Source organism: Chitinimonas arctica (genome assembly GCF_007431345.1).
Taxonomy (GTDB): Bacteria; Pseudomonadota; Gammaproteobacteria; order Burkholderiales; family Chitinimonadaceae; genus Chitinimonas; species Chitinimonas arctica.
On sequence record NZ_CP041730.1, the window covers coordinates 3601658 to 3616304 of the forward strand.

Consider the following 14647-nt stretch of genomic DNA (forward strand, 5'->3'; position numbering starts at 1 on the left):
GGGCGAGGCAAGGTTCGCTTTGGCGACAAGCATTCTGCTGGGTATTTCCACACATCCCGCGCGCGTAAGGGGACTTTGTGGGGTTTTCTTACCGACTGAAAATCAAAGAGGTATTGATCCCGCCAAAAGCAAAATTATTGCTCATGACATATTCGGTATCGATATGCCGCCCACCCCCGGTCAAATAGTCCAGGCTGGCGCAGGCAGGGTCCGGTGCGAGCAGGTTGAGGGTGGGGGCGAACCAGCCATCGTGCATCATCATGATGCTTATCCAGGCTTCCAGCGCGCCGCAGGCGCCCAGGGTGTGGCCCATCTGGCTCTTCAGCGAGGCGATGGCGATGGCTTCGCCGAACACTAGGCGGGTGGCGTGGCTTTCGGCCGTGTCGCCGTGATCGGTGGCGGTGCCGTGGGCATTGACATAGCCGATAGCGGTAGGGGGTAGCGCCGCATCGGCCAAGGCCAGGCGCATGGCCAACGCCATGGTGTCGGCGTGAGGTTGGGTGACATGGCGCCCATCGCTATTGGTGCCGAATCCGCATACCTCGGCATGGATGGTGGCGCCGCGTGCCAAGGCGTGTTCGCGCTCTTCCAGAATCAGGGTGCAGGCGCCTTCACCGAGGACCAGCCCGTCGCGGTCGCGGTCGAATGGCCGGGGTGTCAGATCCGGTTCCTGGCGGGTACTGGCGGCGAACAAGGTATCGAAGACGGCCGCCTGGGTGGCGTCCAGCTCTTCGGCGCCGCCTGCCAGCATGGCGATCTGTTTGCCGGACTGGATCATCTCGTAGGCATAGCCTATGCCTTGGCTGCCGGAGGTACAGGCACTGCTGGTGCCGACAATGCGGCCGGTGATGCCGAAGAACACCCCGATATTCACCGCCGCGGTGTGCGACATCATCTTGATATAGGTGGTGGCATTGATGCCGTCGGTATTGTTCTCGAGCACCATGCGGCCGAAATCGCCCGCCGACTGCGGCGTACCGGACGACGATCCGTAGGCGATGCCCAGTTGGCCGCTTTGCAGCAACGGGTGGCCGAGCAGGCCTGCATCGGCCAAGGCCAGCTCGCTGGCACGGGTGGCCATGATGGCGACCCGTCCCATGCTGCGCAGACTCTTGCGGTGGTAGCGCTGAGGGTCCAGTTCGAACGGGGCGGCCGGCGCCGCGACGCGGACCGCCAGGCCCTCGTAGCGGGACCATTCCGGCATGGTACGGACGGCGTTGCGACCGGATCTCAGGCTGTTCGAGACGGTTGCCCAATCATGGCCCAGGGGCTGATGGCGCCGCAGCCGCTGATGACGACCCGCTTCATCCCGGCATACCGCCATTGACCGAAATCACCTGGCGGGTGATATAGGCGGCATCCTCGCTCATCAGGAAGCTGACTACCGCCGCCACTTCTTCAGGCTTGCCCATGCGGCGGGCCGGGATCAGCTTGAGCGCTTCGTCCAGCACCGCCGGTTCGACCATGTCGGTATCGATGAGGCCGGGCGCGACGCAGTTCACGGTTATGGCGCGGCTGGCCAGTTCCATGGCCAATGCCTTGCTGGCGCCGATGATGCCGGCCTTGGCGGCGCTGTAATTGACTTGGCCGCGATTGCCGATCAGGCCGGATACCGATGCGAGGGTCACGATGCGGCCGGGTTTGCGCCGGCGCACCAGCGGCATGGTCAGGGGATGCAGGACGTTGTAGAAACTATCCAGATTGGTATGGATGACCGCGTCCCAGTCGGCCGGCGGCATGGCCGGGAAGGCGTTGTCGCGGGCGATGCCGGCATTGCAGACCACGCCATAGTAGCAACCGTGCGCTTCCACGTCGGCCAGCAGGGCCTCGCCGGCGGCGTGCCGATCGGCAACGTCGAATTGCAGGATACGTGCTTGCCGGCCCAGGCTTTCGATCTCGCTCGCCACCGCGGCGGCGGCATCCCGGCCGCTACGGCAATGCAGCACGATATCGTAGCCATCGCGCGCCAGCCGCAAGGCGATGGCCTTGCCGATGCCGCGGCTGGAGCCGGTTACCAGGATAGTGTTGTCAGACATGGTTGGCGTCACTCAATAGTGCATTCGCATCGTCAGGCACCAGTACCGTCAGTATCGCTTCGGCGACTTGTTGGCCGGCGATATCAATATGGCATTCGAACTGTGCCAGGCCGTTGTCCGCGGCAAACTCGCGCCGCACCGTGATACGCAGCACCTCTCCGTTGCAGAATAGCGGGCGCCGGCAGGCGTAGTGGCGGCTACCCAGCAGAAAGCCGATCTTGCGGCCATCCGCCAATCCCTTTTCCGCTTGGCGGTGGGCCAGCCAGCCGGCGTGGGCGGCGGCGGCTTGCGCCATATACTCGATGCCGACCCAGGCGCCGACGCCATTGCCGTCATGGAAAAGGCTGTCCGGGCGGATCTCCAGTTCGGCAACCAGGCTGTCCTGGTCGGCTTCAAGCGCGCGATCGAGCAGGCACATGGGGCCGCGATGCGGTATGAGGGCGTGGATGGGGACGGTTACGGCAAGGCGCATGGGCTATTCGGCGGAATGTAAGGGGTTGGGCGTGGCGACGCGCTCCAATACCAGCGTGGCATTGCTGCCGCCAAAGGCAAAGGAGTTGCTCAGGACGCGATCCAGCGGGCGATGCAAGCGCTCGCCGACGGCGGCCAGCCGCAAGGCCGGCAAGGCAGGGTCGCGCTGGCCATCCCACCAATGCGGCGGAAGCTGGCCTGCCGGATTGTCGGTCAAGGCCAGGTAGCACAAGGCGGCCTCCAGGGCGCCGGCACCGCCAAGGGTGTGGCCGGTCAAAGGCTTGGTTGAGCTGACCGGGACGGCATGGCCAAACAACTGGCTGACGGCCAGGCTTTCCATCGCATCGTTCTGCAGCGTGGCGGTTCCATGCAGATTGATATAGTCGATGTCGGCGGGCGACAACCCTGCACGCGCCAAGGCCTCGCGCATGGCGGCCAGGGCGCCGCGGCCGTCCGGTGCCGGGGCCGAGATATGGTGAGCGTCGGAAGACTCTCCCCAGCCGGCCAACCGTACCGGCCCGGCCTGGCGCGACATCAGGAACAGCGCGCCGCCTTCACCGATATTGATACCTTTGCGGGTAACGCTGAGCGGGTTGCAGCGTTCGGCGCTGACCGATTCCAGCGCGGCAAAGCCGCCCACCGTCAAATTGCACAGGGCATCCATGCCGCCGGCGATCACGGCGTCGCACATATCCGCCCGCAGCAGCCGGGCGGCGCTGGCCAGGGCCTTGGCGCTGGACGAGCAAGCGGTCGAGATCACCATGGCCGGGCCGGCCAGTCCCAGCAAGCCGCTCAGGGCCATGCTCATCGAGCCCATTTCCTGCTGCGCCAGGTCGAAGCCGGTCGGCAGGCAGCCTGCTTCCTGGAAATGGCGCATGGCTTGTTGGCCCTCGTCTATGCCGGAGGTGCTGGTACCCAGGATCAGCCCGACCCGGGCCGGTCCGAAGCGGGCGATGGCGGCATCGACGGCGGGCCGGATCTGCGCCAGGGCGGTCAGCAGCATGGCATTGTTGCGGCTGCGTAGGCGGGCGGGCAGCACCGCCACGTCGGCCAGCGCTGCGGTGACATGTCCCAGCTGCACTTCGCGCCCCGGTAGCAGGTCGCGATCGGCGGCCAGGCCGCCGGGCGGTCGGCGAACAAGGCCTGGCGGACCGCCTGCTGGCCGGCGCCCAGGGCGCAGACGATGCCGAGTTGATTGAGATAGACCGGCTGGGTCATGGCTACTGTTCCGTCGATTCAATGCCGAGGCGATAGCCTTGCAGCAGATTGTGCAGCTCCAACTTTCCTTGCCAGCGCGGCGTGCCGCTGTAGCCGATCCGCAGTTGGACCTGGCCGGCATGGCGCAGTACGCGCTGCCCGGCCGAGTCCTCCAGCGTCCAGCCGGCTGGCAGTCCGGCACGGATGGCCTCGGCCGGCCACAGTGCCCACTGCAGATCGCGCAGCACCCGTTCGGCATCCACTTCGGCGGGGAGGCGCGGATGGCGTTCGCTATGGAGCCGCGTGCCATCCCAGTCCAGCGTGAGAATGCGCTGGTTCAAGGCGAAGGCGGCCAACTTGACCTTGGCGGGGTCGATTTCCAGCAACACATCCAGGCTTTGCTGGGCGTCGTTGTCCTTGCCGGGGCGTGTCAGCGTCAAGCGCTGTGCCAGGCCCACGCTATGGCCGAAGGCGGCCGGCGGCAGCCGCAGGTCGGGCAGCCGCAGGTCGGGCAGCCGCAAGGCTGTTTCCGCCGGCCGATGGGCGCAGGCGGCCAGCCATAGGCAGAGGCCGGCGAGGATCAAGCGCCGCACAGCTGCTCCAGGGTCTTGAGCCGACGCGGCTCGGCCACGTAGGGATTGTCCCGGTCCCAAGCATAACCGGCCAGGATGGCGGAGATCATGCGGCGGATTTCGGGAGCGCCCCCCTCGTGGAAGATTACATCCTGGAAGCCGCCGGCATACCAACTCTCCACAAAGGCGCGGAACGTATCCACGCCCGCCTTGAGCGGCTCGGCATAGTCGGCCTGCCAATCCACCTGCTCGCCGGCGAATTCACGGGCAATGGCGGCGGCGGCCAGGCTGGCGGACTTCACCGCGATGGTGACACCGCTGGAGAATACCGGGTCGAGAAACTCGCCGGCATTGCCCAGCAAGGCGTAATGCTTGCCCCACAGCGATTTGACGTTGGCGGCATAGCCCTGCAGCTGCCGGGCGGGGGTATCCCAGACGGCGTGTTGCAGCAGCTTGGCCAGGGAGGGCGTTTCCGCCACGATGGCCTGCAGGCGCTCCGTTTCGCTGCCGCCGTACTGGGCGAGAAACTCGCTCTTCGCCACCACGCCCAGCGAACAACGGCCGTTGGAGAACGGAATGGTCCAGAACCAGACATGCACATGCTCGGGATGGACACTGACCAGTATCTTGTTGCGGTCGAAACTACCCGCCGGAATATTGTCCTGCACATGGGTAAAGAAGGCGCCGCGCAGCGGGAAGCCGGACGGGCTTTCCAGGTCGAGCAGGCGCGGCAGCACCCGGCCAAAGCCGCTGGCGTCGAGCAGGAAGCGGGCTTCGATCCGATAGCTTTCCCCATCGGCATCGGCCACCGTCACCCAGGGCCGTTCGCCGCTCACGTCCACCGCCTTGACCTGGTGCCGGTAGCGCACGATGGCGCCGGCCCGTTCCGCCGCCTTGGCCAAGACGTGGTCGAAATCGGCCCGCTGCACCTGGTAAGTGGTGCCCCAGCCGGCGGAGAACTTATCGCGAAAATCGAATTCGGTGCGCCGCTCGCCCCGTTGGAAGGCCGCACCGTTCTTGTATTGGAAACCGGCTTCCACCACGTCCTGCAAAAAGCCGGCCGCTTCGATATAGGCCATGCTTTGCGGCAGCAGGCTTTCGCCGATGGAAAATCGTGGGAACTGCTCCTTTTCGATCACCAGCACCTGCCGGCCTTGCTTGCGCAACAGGCCCGCCGCCACCGAACCGGCCGGACCGGCGCCGATGATCAGGATTTCAGTTTGCTCGAGCCGCATGCCGTTGTTCCTTAAAGGTTAAAGATGCGAAGTCCATCAATGTAGTAGGTTCCCGGCTCGCAGCATCCCTACCACGCCGACCAGTATCCAGAAAGTGTTGAGCAAGGTGTAGGCCGGGTCGCGCTTGAGCGCCGAGCACCAGGACAGCATCAGCGCGTCCAGGGTGTTGAACGCCCAGACGAACATAAAGGGGCTCTGCGGTCCCAGCCAGCTCACCAGGCTGAAGCTGAAGATGCGCATCAATACGCCGACCATCTCGATGGCGCGGATATTTTGCAGGACAAATCGGTTCAGGCTAGGGAGCATGGCTTCTCGATAGGGTGGCAGCCGGATGGGCCGGGCGGAAGAAAGGCGTCAGCAGCCAGATCAGCACTTCGCCCAGCAACATGGTCAGGCCGAAGGCCCGCAGTGCCGGCGTGGCGGATAGCGCCAGCAGACCGAAGGACAGCAGGGTGCTCACGCCGGCCAGCGCCACCGCCAGCCAGGCGGAGCCGTCGCCGGGATGTTCCAGCAGGAAGATGCCGTAATCGACGCCCATGCCCAGCAACAGCAGCAGGGCCAGGGCGTTGAAAAGTTGCAGCGGTTCGCCCAGATAGCCGAACAGCGCCAGGGTCAACAGGCTGCCCAGCGCGGTGGGCAGCAAGGCGCGCCAGGCGGCGCGGCGGAAGCGCCACAGCAGTACCAGCAATACGGCAGCGTAACCAGCCACCAGCAGCCCACCCATCATCAGGCGATAGCGCTGCATCAGGCTGGATATCTGCGCGGTGCGGTCAATCCAGCTGACGCCGCCCAGCCCCTGCGCGGCGGCCGCCAGTTTGGGTAGCACGCGGTTGTCGTCCAGCCCCCGCAGCAGCAGGACGCTGTAGTAGCGGTCGCCTTGCCGGCCCAGCCACTGCGCCCGCAGCGTCGCGGCAGCGGGGCTGGCCAGCCATTGTTCCGGCAGCAGCGGCGGTTCGGCGAAGTCGGCACGGCTGGCGGTTTCGCCGCTGGCGCGGGTGACGGCTTGCAAGGCAATGGCTTCGGCGGCGGCGGTCAAGGCCGCATCGGTCCGTTGTTGCGACTGTGCCGGCAGCCAATCGGAAACGGCGCGGTAGCCTTCCAGCACACCGGCCGCCTGCAGCCGGTCCAGCCTTTGCTTCAAGGTGGTTTCGCGCTGCAGCACCTGTTCGGCGTCGGCGCCTTCGATCAGGTAGAACTGCACCGGACTGGGCAAGCCGAGCAGGCGGCCCAGTTCGCGCTGGGCGGCAATCAGCTGGGGCGGCGCGCTTTGCAGCTGGCGGATATCGTCCTGGCTGCGCAATTGGCTCAGGCCCAGGCCGATAAAGCAGGCCAGCCCGAGCAAGCCCAGCCAGCCACGGCGGTTTGGCCGCCAGCGCGGCCAGCGCATCAGGCTGCGGCCCAGCCGGTCGGCCAGCACCGTGCGGGGCAATTGCCCGCCATCCAGCGCGGGGAACCAGCACACCACGGTCAGGAAGGCGGCCAGCAGTCCCACCGCCGAGAAGACCGCCATCTGCCGCAGGCCGGGGAAGGGCGCCAGGCCCAAGGCCAGGTAGGCCAGCACGCTGGTCAGCAGGGCCAGCGCCAGGCCGGGCAGCAATGCGCGCATCAAGCGCCAGCGCTGCTCGGGCGGCTGGCCCTGGCGGGCGGCGAAATAGTGGAAGCCGTAATCTTCCGCCACGCCGACCAGGCTGGCGCCGAAGACCAAGGTAATCAGATGCACCCGCTCGAACAGCAGGGCGGTCACGCTCAAGGCTGCCGCGCAGCCGATCAGCAAGGAGAGGGCGACCAGGGCAATCGGACGCAGCGAGCGGAAGGTCAGCCAGACCAGCAGCAGCACCGCCGCCAAGGAGCCATAACCTATGGTGCTCATTTCGCGGCTGGCTTGCGCGGCGGCCGCTTCGGCGTACAGGGGCACGCCGATGGCGACCAGCCTGGCGCCGGGTACCACGGCTGCGGCGGCGGCACGGGCTTGCGCCAATGCCTCGGTCACCGGCGTCTCGCCGCTGGCGGCGAAGCCGGCGCTGCGGCTGCGATAGTTCAGCAGTATCCAGTCGCGCCCTTCGGCTCGCAGCCATAGCTGGCCATCGCGCGGCCGCGCGCGGGTTTCCTGGCCGCGCGCTTCCCACCATTGCGGCCACAGGCCCAGGGGATCATCGCGCCATTCGCCCAGTTTGGGACCGGCCGGCTGGTACAGCTGCATCAATGCCCTGCCGCCCACCTCCTCCGGTCCTGCCTGCCTTAGCCAGTCGCGCTGGGCCGGCGTCAGCAGCCGATCGCGCCAGGGACGGTAGAAGGCCAGCGTGCTATCGAAAGCCTGGGCATCGCCGGCCTGTATTTGCAGCAGGTCGGTATGGCCAGCCAGGGCGGTGCGGGCGGCGGCGGCGGCTTGCTTGGCAGCCGGCCAGTCGTCGGCGCCGACCAGCATCGCCAATTGGCGGCCGGCCTGGTCGGCCAATTGCCGGCCGGCGGCGCTTACCGCCGGGTTTTGCTCATCTTCCGGCAGCAGCGCCAGCACGTCGGTATCGAGCCGGCTGGCGCGCCAGAACTGGAACTGGTGCGCCAGGATGCCGAGCACCACCACGGCCCAGGCCAGGGCAAGCCAGCGCCGGGACCGCACGGACCTGGCCGCGCCTTCCTCAGGGTTGAGCAAGCTGGGCTACCTCGGTGTCGGTGGGCGGGGGGCTTGGCGTAATTGCTCGAAACGGATCTGGCTGCTGTCGCCATTGGCTTCCTCCAGATCAACCTGGCGGACATAGCGGTCGCCGCGCAGCCGCACCCGCTGGAATACCCGCGCCAAACCGTCGTCCAGCGGCGTCAGTTGCAGTTGCCAGCCTTCCTTGCCCTGCAGCTCCCCTTCGATGCGGAAGCGCTTGGCCAAGGTGGCGATATCGCCTCCCAGCAGGGCGAACAGCAGTTCGTTGACGGCGGCCAGGGCGGGCTGGGCACGACTGTCCAGCCGGTAGGCGGCGCTGCCGTCGGCCTGGCGGGCCAGCAGGGTCTTGCGGGTCAGGACCAGGCTGGCGGCAAATGGCTTGCGGGTCTGCCATAGCACGCCATGGTCGCGCCAGAGCAGGAAGTCGCCGCGTGACAGCAAGGGCTGCTTAAAGCCGCCGACGGTTTTTCGCTGTTCGAAATCGCCCCGTAGCACGGGTGCCGGGTCCAGTCGCTTCGTTACCTCGGTCGCCAGGTCGGCGGCCGTGACAAGCAGGCTGGATAAACCGATCAGCAAGACAGGCAGCCAGCGGTACCAGGGCATGTTCAACATGGTGTTACTCCCAGCTTTTGTCCCAGTACGGCGGGGCAGAGGTACTGCATTTCGCCGTCGGCCAGCGCGACCGCCACCTGGATGGTGTGGGCCTTGGTCAGGCAATGTCCGTCCAGCGCGTCGCTGATGCGGTAGTCGACGCGGAGGCGGTTCTCCCATTCGGTGATGCGGGCGAGGACTTTCAGGCGCTGGCCGTAGCGGGCCGGCCGCACATATTTGAGGTGCATATCAACGATGGGCCAGGCAAAGCCGGAGTCGCGCATCTGTGGATAGTCGTAGTCGAACCGCGCCATCAGGGCACTGCGGGCCAATTCCAGGTATTTGACGTAATGGCCGTGCCAGACGATGCCCAGCGGGTCGAGATCGTGGAAGGCCGGCACCACTTCGATTTCATGGCTCAGATCAGCTGTCATACAGGCTCCAGGCCTGGTTGCGGATGTCGTCGAGCAAGCCGAGCAGTTCACGGTCCAGTGCGCGGTCCTCTTGCAGGAGCGGAATCCGGGCTGCCAGGTCGGCCTGCATGGCCGCGACGGCCGGCGACAAGGCCAATTCGCCATCGCGGCGCTGCCGCAGGGCCAGACCCTGCCTTGCGGCGATCAGCATGGCTGCCAGCACCTGTTCGCTCAGCTCCAATACCCGTAGGCAGTCGCGCGCGGCGATGGTGCCCATGCTGACCTTGTCCTGGTTGTGGCATTCGGTGGAGCGGGAGAAGACCGAGGCCGGCATGGTTTGTTTGAGCGCTTCGGCGGTCCAGGCCGACACGCTGATCTGCACCGCTTTCAGGCCGTGGTTGATGGCTGCGCGCGGTCCTTCCGCGGCCGACAGGTTGGCCGGCAGGCCGTGGTTGTAGCGGCTGTCCACCAGCAGGGCCAGTTGCCGGTCCAATAGATCGGCGACATTGGCGACGGCTTGCTTGAGACCGTCCATGGCGAAAGCGATATGGCCGCCATAGAAATGGCCACCGTGGAGGATGCGTTCATTGTCGGCATCGACGATGGGATTGTCGTTGGCGCTATTCAGCTCGTTTTCGATCAGGCCGCGGAAGAATGGCAGGCTGTCTGCCAGCACGCCGATCACATGGGGCGCGCAGCGTAGCGAATAACGGTCCTGCAGGCGTTGCTCGTTGCGGCTGGGGCCGTCGGCGGCCAGGTCGGCATGAATCCGCGCGGCCACGGCCTGTTGGCCGGGATGTGGCTTGACGGCGAACAGCGCCGTATCGAAATGATGGGCATTGCCGGCGCTGGCCAGCACATTGAGCGCGGTCAGCCGGGTGGCCAGCCGGCAGAGATACTCGGCGCGCCGCCAGGCCAGGCAAGCCAGCCCGGTCATCACCGCCGTGCCGTTCATGATGGCCAGGCCCTCCTTTGGACGCAGCCGCAGGGGGGCGATATCCAATTCCGCCAATACTTCCGCCGCCGGCCGCTGCCGGCCCTGGTACAAGACCTCGCGCTCGCCGCACAGCACCGCCGCCAGGTAGGACAGCGGCGTAAGGTCGCCGCTGGCGCCGACCGAGCCCTCCGCCGGGATAAGCGGCAGGACATCGTGCCGCAGCAGGGCTTCCAATTGCGCCAGCAAGGCAACGCTGACGCCGGACATGCCTTGCGCCAGGGAGGCCAGCCGGGTGGCCAGGACCGCGCGGGTCTCCTCCGCCGTCAGCATGCGGCCGCTGCCGCAGCCATGGTAGGTGTAGAGATGGTGCGGCAATTCGGCCACCAGCGCCGGGGGGATGGTGACGGTGCAGGAGTCGCCATAGCCGGTGGTGACGCCGTAGATCACGCCGTCCTCGGCCAGCAGCCGGTCGAGGAAATCGGCGCCGCGGGCGATACGGGCACGGAAAGCCGGCTCGGCCGATAACTCGGCAGGGCGGCGCCGGGCGGCCAGTTCGCAGACATCTTCGATAGTCAGGCGGCTACCGTCGAAGCGGACGGATTCAGCGGGGATAGGCATGGTCTTGATCCCAGAAGGGGAAGAAATTGAACCAGTCATAGGGTGAGCGCTGCAACAGCTCGCACAGGGCCTGGGCATAAAGGGTGGCGTACTCGGCCATGGCGGCGTCGCGCCGGCCGCGCGGCAACTCCACCCGTTGCGCCAGGCGGCGGAAATGGATGGTATAGCCTTGGTCCTGGTGGATGCAGCCAAGCAGATAGAGCGGGCATTTCAGCAGGCTGGCCAGGACGTAGGGGCCGACCGGAAAAGGGGCCGGGTGGCCCAGGAAATCGACCCGTACGGTCTTGCTGGCGAAGACCGGCACACGATCGCCGGCGATCACCACGAACTCGCCGGCGGCCACCTTTTCGGCCAGCAGGACCGCGGTGGCAGGACCGACTTCGCTGACCTCGATCAAGCGCAGGTCATTGGCGGGGTTGAGGCGCTTGAGCAGGCGATTGAATTCGGCCGCATGGCGGGTGTGCACCAGGATATTGAGCACCAGCCGGCGATTCCGCTCGGCCATGGCGCGGCAGAGTTCCAGGCAGCCGATATGGGCGGTGACGATCAAGCCGCCCAAACCTGCTTCGGCGGCGGCCTGCAATTGCTCGCGGCCCTCCAGCCGGACCCGTTCGAAGGGGTAGCGGCCGGCTACCGCCAGCAGCTTGTCCAGGATGGTTTCGGCAAACAAGGCGATATGGCGCAGGCTGTCGCGCAGGCCGGGCGGGTGGCCCGGCACGCCGGTGGCCGCATGCAGGCGTTGCAGGTATTGGCGGGAAGACGCCCGCAGGGTGGGCTTGCCCAGCCAGTAGAACATGACCACGGCGTGGATAAGGAACCGGAAGGGCCAGCGTCCAAATAGCCGGTGCAGCCAGTACAGCAGCAAGATACCGCCGACAAAGCCGCTTTCGCGCATCTCCGCCCAGTGGCGGACCGTTGCCATCAGCGGCCCGCCGGGCGCAAGGCCTGGCGCCGTATGCTACGCCAGATCAAGCGGGGCGCCCGTGGCAGCATGCCGGCCAGCAGCCGGATATGCAGCCGTATCATCAGTAGATTGTCGCGCCACATACGGAAGTGCGAGACGCCGTCGCTGGGGTAGGTGACGCGGGTCAGCAGATTGATCACCGGGACGTCGCGCCAGAACAGCCGCACGATGATATCGGTATCGAAGTCCATGCGCCGACCGATGCGGACCGAGTCGAGCAAGGCGACGGTGGCCGCCAGCGGATAGAGCCGAAAGCCGCACATGGAGTCGCGGATGGCGAAGGACAGGGTCTGCAGCCAGACACAGGCGTGGGTCAGATAGCGGCCGTAGAAGCGGCTGCGCGGCACGCTGTCGTCGAATAGCGGACAACCGCAGACGATGGCGGCGGGAAAATGGTCGGAACATTGCAGGAACAGCGGTATATCTGCGCAATTATGCTGGCCGTCCGCATCGATCTGCAGGGCATGGCTGTAACCGGCCGCGTGGGCCGCGCGCAGCCCGGCCAGCATGGCGCCGCCCTTCCCCTGGTTTTGCGCCAGCCGCAAGAGACTGACGCCGGCCGGGTCGGCCGCCGCCAGGGCATCGAGCACGGCGGCGCAATCGGCATGGCTGCCATCGTCCACCAGGAGGCAGGGCAGGGCATGCGCCCGCACGGCCGCCACGACGGCGCCGATTGCCGCGCCATGGTTATAGACCGGGATAACGACACAGCAACTCACGACAATGCTCCGAATACCATGCGGCCGCTGGCATGGATACCCGCGGCCGAACTGAGTTTGAAGGCCAATACGCCCTCCTCGCCCGCCTGGGCTTGCCGCAGGCTTAATTCCAGCGTGACCGTGCTGCCGGGTGGCAGCAGGCGAGGAAACTTGACGGCTTCCATGCGTTGGAAGCCGAGGGGGACGTCCAGCAGTTCGCCGGCGAACAACTGTACCCATTGCAATTGGGCCACCCCGGGTAGCACCGGCGCGCCGGGGAAATGCCCGGCGAAGTAGGGCGAATTGGCCGCGACTTCGAAGCGCAGGCGGGCCGCATCCGGCCGGCGGGCCAACAGGCGCGCGGCGGGGCGGCGCGGATCGAACAGGGCGGCCAAGGCCGCCAGCTTGCTCTTGCCCTGGCTATTGGTGGGCAGGTCCCAGTGATAGCGCCAGCGGCGCGGCAGGATCGCATGTTCCAATACTCCGGCAAGGGCGCCGCGCAAAGCTTCGTTCAGGGCGCGTTTGCCGCTGTCGTCATGCAAGGCCCAGCCGGCTTCATTCGGCACCGCCACCACGGCCAGCGCGGCGCGCGTGCCGGGTAGCAGCAGGGCCTTGGCCTCCAGCAGCAAGCCGCCGGCCAGCAGGGCATGTTCGAGGGCATCGAGCGAGACGCGCTTTTCCTCGACCTTGACGATACGGTCGGCGCGTCCCAGCAAGCGCAAGCCCGCCGCGTCCATTTCCGCCTGGTCGGCGGTTGCCTGCCAGTTGTCGTCCGATAGATGCGGCGAGCGCACCCAGAGACATTGATTCTCGATCCGCAACCGTACGCCGGGCAGCGCCTGCCAGTGCGTATCCTCGTCGCGGTCGCGCCGGCGCCAGGCAATACCGCCGGTCTCCGAGCTGCCGAAAACTTCGATGGGCGCTTGGCCCAGCAAGGCGCGACAGTCGGGCAGCGCTTCGACCGGTAGTGGCCCCCCGGAACAGAACAGGGCACGCAGGCCCAGCCGCCCGGCAGCCCAATCCTGGGCGGGCGGCAGGCGTTTCAGATGGGCGGGGCTGGCCACCAGTACGCTCGGTCCGGAACGCGCCAGGGCGGTGGCGATATCTTCCGAAAAGGCGAGGCGCTTGGCAGCGAATGGCTGGCCGGCGGCCAAGGGCAGCAACACCCGGAACAGCAAGCCGTAGATATGCTGGTGCGAAACGGTGGCGAGCACGTTGGCGCCTTCCAGCCGCGCGCCGAAGCAGGCCGAAAGCGTGGCCACTTCCTCGAAGAGTTGGCACAGCCGTTTGGGGATGGCGCTGGGCAGGCCAGTCGAGCCGGAGGTGAAGACCACCAGCGCCTCGGACTGGACATCCAGCACCTGCCAGTCCATCGCGCTGTCGTCCCGGGCCGGTGCGGCGGGTCGCAACGGTTGGCAATGCGCCGGTAGATCGCCGGCGAAGCCATCGACCCGCTCCGCCAGCTGCCGCAAGGTTGCCGCCACGGTATCGCCGGGCAGGTAGACGACCTTGCCGGCATGCCAGGCGCCGAACAAGGCGGCGGCGAAATCGGCGCTATCTTCGCAATAGAGGGCGAAGCGCCGGCCCGCCTGGGCGGCGAAGCAGCGCCGCCAGGCCAGTGCCGAGCTGGTGAAGGCCGCGAAATCGTGGATCGCGCCGTCGCGCAGGGCGACCGGATGGTCCGCCGGCCGGCCCTCCGCAAGCAAATGGGCCAGTTCCCGCCATTCAGCCATGCGCCGCCTTTACCCTTTGCCGCCATAGCCATTCGGCGCCGAACAGGACGGCCATCAGCACATAGGCAATCAGGCCGTTGTACAGCGCCCAGGCGGCGTCGCTGGCCCATACCGCCGTCGCCAGGGCGATGCCGCCATTGAGCACAAAGAAGCCGCACCATACCTGGGTGACGCGGCGGGTATAGCGCACGCCGGCCGGTGGAAGCTCGGGCGTCTGGCGCCGCGCCAGCCGTTCGATCACGCTGGGCGGGTAGTACAGGCTAAGACCGAACAGCACCAGGAGCGCTGCATTGACCAGCACCGGATAGAGCTTCAAGGGCAGCAGCGCATTACCCAGCGCGCTCGCGGCGGCCAGCAGCAAGGTGCCGGCGGCGGCGGCCAGCCACAGCCGTTCCCGCGTGGCCAGCGCGCGGGCCAGCGCCAGGCCGGCCAGCAAGAGGGCCAGCCAGCGCGGTTCGACCTGGTCCAGGCAGAAATAAACCAGCGGCGGGTAGGCCAGGGTCAGCAAGGTCAGCAAGGCGGTGCGCAC

At 66.9% G+C, this 14647-nt stretch carries 15 protein-coding genes; all 15 read right to left on the minus strand.

Annotated features, from left to right (window positions below):
* Positions 1 to 88 precede the first annotated feature (88 nt).
* The 15 genes from FNU76_RS16345 to FNU76_RS16415 all read right to left on the minus strand — a co-directional run bounded on the left by FNU76_RS16345 (position 89) and on the right by FNU76_RS16415 (position 14647).
* Entirely contained in the window at positions 89 to 1324 is a 1236-nt protein-coding gene (locus FNU76_RS16345; protein WP_373279702.1) for a beta-ketoacyl-ACP synthase, read from the minus strand.
* Positions 1305 to 2036, minus strand: coding sequence for a 3-oxoacyl-ACP reductase FabG (gene fabG, locus FNU76_RS16350; RefSeq protein WP_144279178.1), 732 nt, complete (start codon positions 2034 to 2036; stop codon positions 1305 to 1307). Before fabG ends, FNU76_RS16345 begins: the two co-directional genes overlap by 20 nt.
* Complete coding sequence (locus tag FNU76_RS16355) at positions 2029 to 2508, minus strand: hotdog family protein (protein WP_144279179.1); 480 nt, start codon at positions 2506 to 2508, stop codon at positions 2029 to 2031. The genes fabG and FNU76_RS16355 overlap by 8 nt, the downstream gene beginning before the upstream one ends.
* 3 nt (positions 2509 to 2511) lie before the next feature.
* On the minus strand, positions 2512 to 3588 hold the full coding sequence (locus FNU76_RS16360; RefSeq protein ID WP_308418563.1) for a beta-ketoacyl-ACP synthase: 1077 nt from the start codon (positions 3586 to 3588) through the stop codon (positions 2512 to 2514).
* 139 nt (positions 3589 to 3727) lie between these two features.
* On the minus strand, positions 3728 to 4297 hold the full coding sequence (locus tag FNU76_RS16365) for a DUF3261 domain-containing protein (RefSeq protein ID WP_179958151.1): 570 nt from the start codon (positions 4295 to 4297) through the stop codon (positions 3728 to 3730).
* Complete coding sequence (locus FNU76_RS16370; protein WP_144279181.1) at positions 4285 to 5511, minus strand: NAD(P)/FAD-dependent oxidoreductase; 1227 nt, start codon at positions 5509 to 5511, stop codon at positions 4285 to 4287. Before FNU76_RS16370 ends, FNU76_RS16365 begins: the two co-directional genes overlap by 13 nt.
* 36 nt (positions 5512 to 5547) lie before the next feature.
* Positions 5548 to 5817 carry a CBU_0592 family membrane protein gene (locus FNU76_RS16375; protein ID WP_223879059.1) on the minus strand — a complete coding sequence of 90 codons (270 nt, stop codon included), beginning with the start codon at positions 5815 to 5817 and terminating at the stop codon, positions 5548 to 5550.
* Positions 5807 to 8161 carry an MMPL family transporter gene (locus FNU76_RS16380; protein WP_223879060.1) on the minus strand — a complete coding sequence of 785 codons (2355 nt, stop codon included), beginning with the start codon at positions 8159 to 8161 and terminating at the stop codon, positions 5807 to 5809. Before FNU76_RS16380 ends, FNU76_RS16375 begins: the two co-directional genes overlap by 11 nt.
* A 6-nt stretch (positions 8162 to 8167) precedes the next feature.
* The gene (locus FNU76_RS16385) at positions 8168 to 8776 is read right to left on the minus strand and encodes a LolA family protein (RefSeq protein ID WP_223879061.1); all 609 of its coding nucleotides are present in this window, start codon (positions 8774 to 8776) and stop codon (positions 8168 to 8170) included.
* On the minus strand, positions 8770 to 9189 hold the full coding sequence (locus tag FNU76_RS16390) for an acyl-CoA thioesterase (protein ID WP_144279182.1): 420 nt from the start codon (positions 9187 to 9189) through the stop codon (positions 8770 to 8772). The genes FNU76_RS16385 and FNU76_RS16390 overlap by 7 nt, the downstream gene beginning before the upstream one ends.
* A complete protein-coding gene (locus FNU76_RS16395) occupies positions 9179 to 10723 on the minus strand; it encodes an HAL/PAL/TAL family ammonia-lyase (RefSeq protein WP_144279183.1) in 1545 nt (514 codons plus the stop codon). Before FNU76_RS16395 ends, FNU76_RS16390 begins: the two co-directional genes overlap by 11 nt.
* Positions 10707 to 11645 (minus strand): lysophospholipid acyltransferase family protein, encoded by a 939-nt coding sequence (locus FNU76_RS16400; protein WP_144279184.1) that lies wholly within the window; start codon positions 11643 to 11645, stop codon positions 10707 to 10709. Before FNU76_RS16400 ends, FNU76_RS16395 begins: the two co-directional genes overlap by 17 nt.
* A complete protein-coding gene (locus FNU76_RS16405) occupies positions 11645 to 12406 on the minus strand; it encodes a glycosyltransferase family 2 protein (protein WP_144279185.1) in 762 nt (253 codons plus the stop codon). Before FNU76_RS16405 ends, FNU76_RS16400 begins: the two co-directional genes overlap by 1 nt.
* Positions 12403 to 14118 (minus strand): ApeI family dehydratase, encoded by a 1716-nt coding sequence (locus tag FNU76_RS16410; protein ID WP_144279186.1) that lies wholly within the window; start codon positions 14116 to 14118, stop codon positions 12403 to 12405. Before FNU76_RS16410 ends, FNU76_RS16405 begins: the two co-directional genes overlap by 4 nt.
* Positions 14111 to 14647: a COG4648 family protein gene (locus FNU76_RS16415; RefSeq protein WP_144279187.1), complete on the minus strand. Its 537-nt coding sequence runs from the start codon at positions 14645 to 14647 to the stop codon at positions 14111 to 14113. The genes FNU76_RS16410 and FNU76_RS16415 overlap by 8 nt, the downstream gene beginning before the upstream one ends.